The following is a 296-nucleotide window of genomic DNA, read 5'->3' on the forward strand; positions in this document are numbered from 1 at the left end:
CCTGGCAAGGCGACTGTGACTGCCACTGTGGTGGCTGCACCGAGTTCTGTTTTACTGATCAGGCCGTCGTTGTTGCTATCGGTGGTGATGGTGATAGTGGGTGCGTCATTCGTTACAGTCACTAATGTGGCTGCATCGGTGCCCGGGGCGGAGACATTGCCAGCTTGGTCGGTGACGGTAGCTGTGACGGATAAGGTCGAGCCTTCCGCTGGTTTCGCAACCGTGCTGCTATACGTACCAGCGGTGATTTCTGCGGCGGTTAAGACATGGCTTTGCGGAGTCGTGCCGTCGGTGAT

The 296-nt window shown here is 57.4% G+C and carries 1 protein-coding gene; it reads right to left on the reverse strand.

Going from position 1 to position 296, the window contains the following annotated elements:
* A partial coding sequence (locus ACO0K8_RS22345; RefSeq protein ID WP_422948856.1) for a hypothetical protein occupies nucleotides 1-296 on the reverse strand: 296 nt, incomplete at both ends.

The organism is Undibacterium sp. Ren11W, from assembly GCF_049340485.1.
Classification (GTDB): Bacteria; Pseudomonadota; Gammaproteobacteria; order Burkholderiales; family Burkholderiaceae_D; genus Undibacterium.